The organism is Kitasatospora sp. NPDC057738 (genome assembly GCF_042798815.1).
Taxonomy (GTDB): Bacteria; Actinomycetota; Actinomycetes; order Streptomycetales; family Streptomycetaceae; genus Kitasatospora; species Kitasatospora lactacystinica.
In genome coordinates this window covers 33,628-38,349 of sequence record NZ_JBHVJT010000002.1, presented here as the reverse complement: position 1 = coordinate 38,349, position 4,722 = coordinate 33,628, and the positions used below count along the sequence as shown (strand labels likewise).

Annotated in this window: 5 protein-coding genes; 1 reads left to right on the top strand and 4 read right to left on the bottom strand. The window is 75.1% G+C overall.

The window, feature by feature from the left end; genetic code table 11:
- Window positions 1–162 precede the first annotated feature (162 nt).
- The 4 genes from ACFVGO_RS01355 to ACFVGO_RS01340 all read right to left on the bottom strand — a co-directional run bounded on the left by ACFVGO_RS01355 (window position 163) and on the right by ACFVGO_RS01340 (window position 3,586).
- A complete protein-coding gene (locus tag ACFVGO_RS01355) occupies window positions 163–1,236 on the bottom strand; it encodes a M14 family metallopeptidase (RefSeq protein WP_359909242.1) in 1,074 nt (357 codons plus the stop codon).
- A 15-nt stretch (window positions 1,237–1,251) separates the two neighbouring features.
- On the bottom strand, window positions 1,252–1,581 hold the full coding sequence (locus ACFVGO_RS01350) for a hypothetical protein (protein ID WP_380630553.1): 330 nt from the start codon (window positions 1,579–1,581) through the stop codon (window positions 1,252–1,254).
- A 100-nt stretch (window positions 1,582–1,681) separates the two neighbouring features.
- Entirely contained in the window at window positions 1,682–2,404 is a 723-nt protein-coding gene (locus ACFVGO_RS01345) for a TetR/AcrR family transcriptional regulator (RefSeq protein ID WP_359909236.1), read from the bottom strand.
- 567 nt (window positions 2,405–2,971) lie between these two features.
- Window positions 2,972–3,586, bottom strand: coding sequence for a LysE family transporter (locus tag ACFVGO_RS01340; protein WP_380630551.1), 615 nt, complete (start codon window positions 3,584–3,586; stop codon window positions 2,972–2,974).
- Between the two features lie 201 nt (window positions 3,587–3,787).
- Here ACFVGO_RS01340 and ACFVGO_RS01335 point away from each other — a divergent pair, with 201 nt between their 5' ends.
- Complete coding sequence (locus tag ACFVGO_RS01335; RefSeq protein WP_359909230.1) at window positions 3,788–4,417, top strand: maleylpyruvate isomerase N-terminal domain-containing protein; 630 nt, start codon at window positions 3,788–3,790, stop codon at window positions 4,415–4,417.
- Window positions 4,418–4,722: the final 305 nt, after the last annotated feature.

Genomic DNA, 4,722 nt, shown 5'->3' with positions numbered 1-4,722 from the left:
AAGAAAGAAGGGAGTACCTGGGTTCCCCCCTCCCCCTCCCCTTTCTTTTTCCCCCTGGCCTGCTGAGCTGCCCCACCGCCCACAAGAGCCACCCCCGGAACCCCCCGCCGGGGGGGTTGGGGGCGCCCGCCCCGCTGTCGGGCACTGTGGTTCGGGGGTTGTTCAGGCGGTGGCCAGGCAGAGCTGCACCAGCCCGGCGTCCACGTCGCGGATGATCTGTTCCATCTCCGCCCACCGCGGGTGGAACTCGGTGCCCCACTCGACGGTGAAGCCGAGCACCTTGCCCTGGTCGGGGTCGGCGAAGTTGCGGGAGTAGACGTAGTCGTCGCTGGTCCCGCTGGTCGGGTACAGGTGGAAGCCGCTCATCGGCTTGTACGACAGGCCGCGCACGCCGTTGACGCCCTTGCAGAACGCCTCGGCGAGCAGCACGGCGGTGTCCTCGTCGTCCTTGGGGATGTACTCGGCGTACGTGAGGTCGCCGGGCAGGCCGCGCTTGCCGTCGTAGTCGGAGTTGCGGAAGTTCATGTCGGGGTCGACCGACTGGTTCTCGTCGTCGCCCCAGTTGTAGAGCATGTCCTGCGAGTAGCTGTGCACGTCGACGAACCACCGGGTCAGCGGGAGCTGGTCCAGCAGCCACTGGACGTTGCGGGTCTCCGGCTCGGAGAACGGGCTCGGGCCGGCGTAGACCTGCTGGTCGCACGGGTCGTTCGACACCTGGGGGTTGGCGCCCGGGGCGAAGGCGGTGACGAAGTCGAAGAGGAAGTCGTAGTTGCGGTTGAGGTCGACGCCGACGCAGTCCGGGGCCGGGTTGCCGCCGGCGTTCGCCGGGTTGCGGTTCTTGCGCCACATGGGCCTGACGGTCTGGCTGTAGTGCCGGCCGTCGGGGTTGACCAGCGGGTAGAGCACCAGGTCGAGCCGCTGGAGCAGGCCGCTGACCTGACCGGCGGTGAAGGCGGTGCCGCCGTAGCCGAGGCCGGTGCCGTCCCGGTGGGCTTCCAGCAGGTCGGCGGCGAGGTGGACGAGGATCTCGCAGCTGCCCCATTCACGGGCGTGGACACCCCCGATCATCATGACGCACGGCTTGGGGGCCGCCGCGGGTTCGCTGATCAGCAGGGCGTGGGCGGTGCGGCCCTCGAACGAGGGCTCGGGCAGGGTGACGAGTTGGGTCAGGTCGGGGAAGGCGGTGGCCAGGCTGGTCACGGCGGACTCGACCTCGGTGACGTTCAGGTACGGCATGGGGGGCCTCCCGGGTCAGCCGGAGAGCTTGGCGGCCAGGCCGCGCGGGACGGCGTCGGCGGGGGCGAAGCGGTCGCCGCTGCCGACCTCGGCCTGGGCGGCGCGCCCGGCCTCGCTGGCGTTGCCGGTCATGGTGACCGTGACGCCCTCGCGTTCGAGGGCCGGGATCCGGTCGGCCGGGACGTAGACGTCGATGCCGATGCGGCCGTCCTCCTCGACGTGCGGGCGTCCGCCGACGTCGGGGCGGGTGTCGCGCAGCAGCGCGCGCAGGGTCTCCGGGTCCTTGGCGGTGACGCGGAGGCGCAGGATGTCGTCAGAGGGTGATGTGTCGGGTGCGGAGGACATGGGGACTTCTTCCGGGCGCCGTCAGCGCGCTGCCGCGGTGGTGCCGGGCGGCGCGGCGGCGCCGATAGGAGCGGATATGTCCGACGTGTACCTCGTATCCTCAGGATCCGCCGTCACGGTAGAAGTCGTCAAGGGGCGGCTCGGGCATCCCGTCGAGCAGGCTGTCCAGGCCGCTCAGCATCTCGGCCTCGTGGTCGAAGTCGGCGAACCGGGGTACCAGGGCGCGCAGCCTGGGGTAGTCGGCGGCGGGCAGCCGGTGCAGGCCGAGCCGCAGGGCCGGGTCCGGCTCGCTCGGGTTGTCGACCACCTGGCGCTTGTCCACCAGCAGGCAGCCGAGGTTCCAGGCGACGAAGGTGCGGTAGACGGTCAGCGCGCCGGCGTCGTCGAAGCCGGCCCGGCCGAGCACGGCCAGGATGTGCTCGGTGAGGTCCAGCACCGAGGCCGGGCGGCGGGCCACCGGGACGGCCAGCGGGCGGGTCGCGACCAGCGGCAGGATCTCGGGGTGGGCGTGCGCGGTGGCGGCGAACGCCCGGGCGATCCGGCGCAGTTCGGCGCGCCAGCCGTCCGGGTGGGAACCGCCGGCGGAGCCGGCCCGCAGCCGGGCGTTGATCTCGTCGAAGTAGGCCTCGACCAGGCCGTCGATCAGGGCCTCCTTGCCCGGGGTGTAGCGGTACAGGGCCATCGACTCCACGCCGAGCTCGGCCGCGAGCCTGCGCATGGTCAGCGCGGCCAGGCCCTCGCGGTCGACCAGGGCCACGGCGGCGCCCAGCACCAGCGGGCGGCTCAGCCGGCCCCGCTTCTCGGGGGCGTCCTGCTCGGCCATCTCCGCGCTCCTCCGGGTCGGTGGCAGCGTTCCCGGTCGCGCCCGGGCCGTTCGGACGGTTCGGACGGTTCGGCGGACCGGCCGTGGCGCGGGGCCCGCTGCCTGGGCTGGGGGTTCGGCGTTTTCGGCGGATGTCACTCAGCGGATACAGAACCAGGATACAAGGTAGGAATCAGACGTAAACGGGTCAACGGGATTTGCCGGTCGGTTCGCCGATCCCGCTGGTCAGCCGACGGGTGGCGGAGCGGGGGTGGCGACCGGCGCGGCGACCGGGGCGGCGGGGCCGGTTGCGGAGGGTGGCCGACGCGGCGGCGGCGGACCGGCCCCGCGGAGTTCGGTGAACGGCGGTGACCAGGCATGGGGCGGGGCATCGGGTGGCGGCCCGGTGACCAGGACGGCCGAGCCGGGTGCGGTGCGTAGTCGGGAGGCGGGTGGCGGCCGGTGGGGGAGTGGTGCCGGGCGTGCGGTGGCGGGTGGAGCGGGGTGCCGGCCGCCGCCCCGGGACCCGCACCCCGGTTTCAGCGCCGGTTTCAGCTCCGGTCTCAGCGCCGGATTCAGCCCCGGGACTCAGTCGAGCAGCAGCCGGACGGCGAGGGCGGCGACGAGGGCGGCCGAGCCGAGCGCGGTGAGCAGCCGGCCGCGCGGGCCGGTCAGCGCCCGGCCGAGCAGTGCGCCGCCGGAGGCCAGCAGCAGCTGCCAGCAGACGGAGGCCGTGAAGGCGCCGACGGTGAAGGCGGCCCGGGCCGGCGCGCCCTCCTGGCTGCCGCCGCCGAGCACCAGGGCGGCGAAGTAGAGCACGGTGAGCGGGTTCAGCAGGGTGATGCCCAGCAGGGCGAGGAAGGCCCGGGCGGGGGTGGGTGGCGCGGCCCGCGGTCCGGCGGTGGTGCCGGGACGGCCGCGCACCGCGGTGAAGGCCGTCCGGGCGGCCAGGGCCAGCAGCACCAGGGCGGAGACGATCCGCAGCGGCCGGGCGACCGGTTCGAGCAGCGGTGCGAGGCCGGTGCCGCCGGCCGCGGCGAGCAGCGCGTAGAGCCCGTCCGCGGTGGCCACCCCGAGCGCGGCGCAGGCGCCGGTGCGCAGCGAGGTGCGCGCGGTGAGCGACACCAGGTAGGCCCCGACGGCCCCCACCGGGACGGCCACGCCGAGCCCGGCGAGCAGCCCGGCGGCCAGCGCGGCCCTCATGGGTGGGCGGCGTCGGGCCTCCGGGGACGGCCGGGCTGCTGTCGGCCCGGGGCCGGGTGGGCGGCGGGCGCGGGCAGCGGGCGGGCGGCGGAGTCGGTCATGGGCCGATGGTGACGGCTCGGGGGAGGGGGCGGCAAACGGTTTTCCGGGAGCCCGGGATAGCGTGGGGAGACCCCGTGATCACCGTCCTGAGGAGAGCCGATGAGCAGTCAGAACGACCCGGTGCGCGCGCTGTTGGCGGAGGCCTGGGTGTCCTGGGCGGAGCGGGGCGCGTCCCTGGCCGCCGAGGACTGGGAGCGGTCCACCCGGCTGCCCGGGTGGACCGTACGGGAGTTGTACGCGCACGTGGCGCCGGTGCCGGAGATGTTCACCGGGCTGCGCGCGGCCGTCCTGGACGGGCGGCCCGAGGTGGTGGACGGGGCCGGCATCCTGCGTGTCTACAACCGGCCCGGCGGCATCGCCCACACCGCCGCCGACCAGGTCGCCGAGGCGGCGAAGCAGGTCGCCGAGGTGGCCGAACCCGCCGTGCTGATCGCCCGGTTCGGCGTCGAGGGGCCGGCCGCGCTGGACGGCCTCGCGGACCTTCCGCCGGGCACCGCGGTGGCGCACCCGCTGCTCGGCAGCGTGACGGTCGGCGCGCTCGGCGAGGTGGCGCTGATGGAGGCGACCGTCCACCTGCTCGACCTGATCGCGGCCGTCGGCGGCCCGCCGCCCGCCGAGGGGGCGCTGGACTTCACCCGTGCGCTGCTGGCGCGGGTCGCCGACCCGGTGGACTTCATCGAGGCGGCGACCGGCCGCGGCGCGGCGGCGGTGCTGCCGGTGGTCCGGTAGGGCGCCGGGCCGGTCCCCGAGGGGCCGGCCGACGGTGAGGCGTATGCGTCTCATGTCATGAGCCTTTCAAAGGTGCGGGTTTGCTGTCACTCTGCTGCTCCCGGCCCGATCCCCACGAGAGGCTCCGATGAAAAGACTCCTGCCTGCCCTGACCGGCGCCGCGCTGTTCGCGGCGACCGGCCTGGGGGGGGGGGGGGGGACCCCCCCCCCCCCCCACCCCCCCCCACCCCCCCCCCCCCCCCCCTCCCCCCCCCCCCCCCCCCCCCCCCCCCCCCCCCCCCCCCCCCCCCCCCCCCCCCCCACCC

Excerpts from the sequence above, each read along its gene's own strand:
- ACFVGO_RS01355 (WP_359909242.1), bottom strand. The coding sequence starts at position 1,236 with ATGCCGTACCTGAACGTCACCGAGGTCGAGTCCGCCGTGACCAGCCTG.
- ACFVGO_RS01350 (WP_380630553.1), bottom strand. The coding sequence starts at position 1,581 with ATGTCCTCCGCACCCGACACATCACCCTCTGACGACATCCTGCGCCTC.
- ACFVGO_RS01345 (WP_359909236.1), bottom strand. The coding sequence starts at position 2,404 with ATGGCCGAGCAGGACGCCCCCGAGAAGCGGGGCCGGCTGAGCCGCCCG.
- ACFVGO_RS01340 (WP_380630551.1), bottom strand. The coding sequence starts at position 3,586 with ATGAGGGCCGCGCTGGCCGCCGGGCTGCTCGCCGGGCTCGGCGTGGCC.
- ACFVGO_RS01335 (WP_359909230.1), top strand. The coding sequence starts at position 3,788 with ATGAGCAGTCAGAACGACCCGGTGCGCGCGCTGTTGGCGGAGGCCTGG.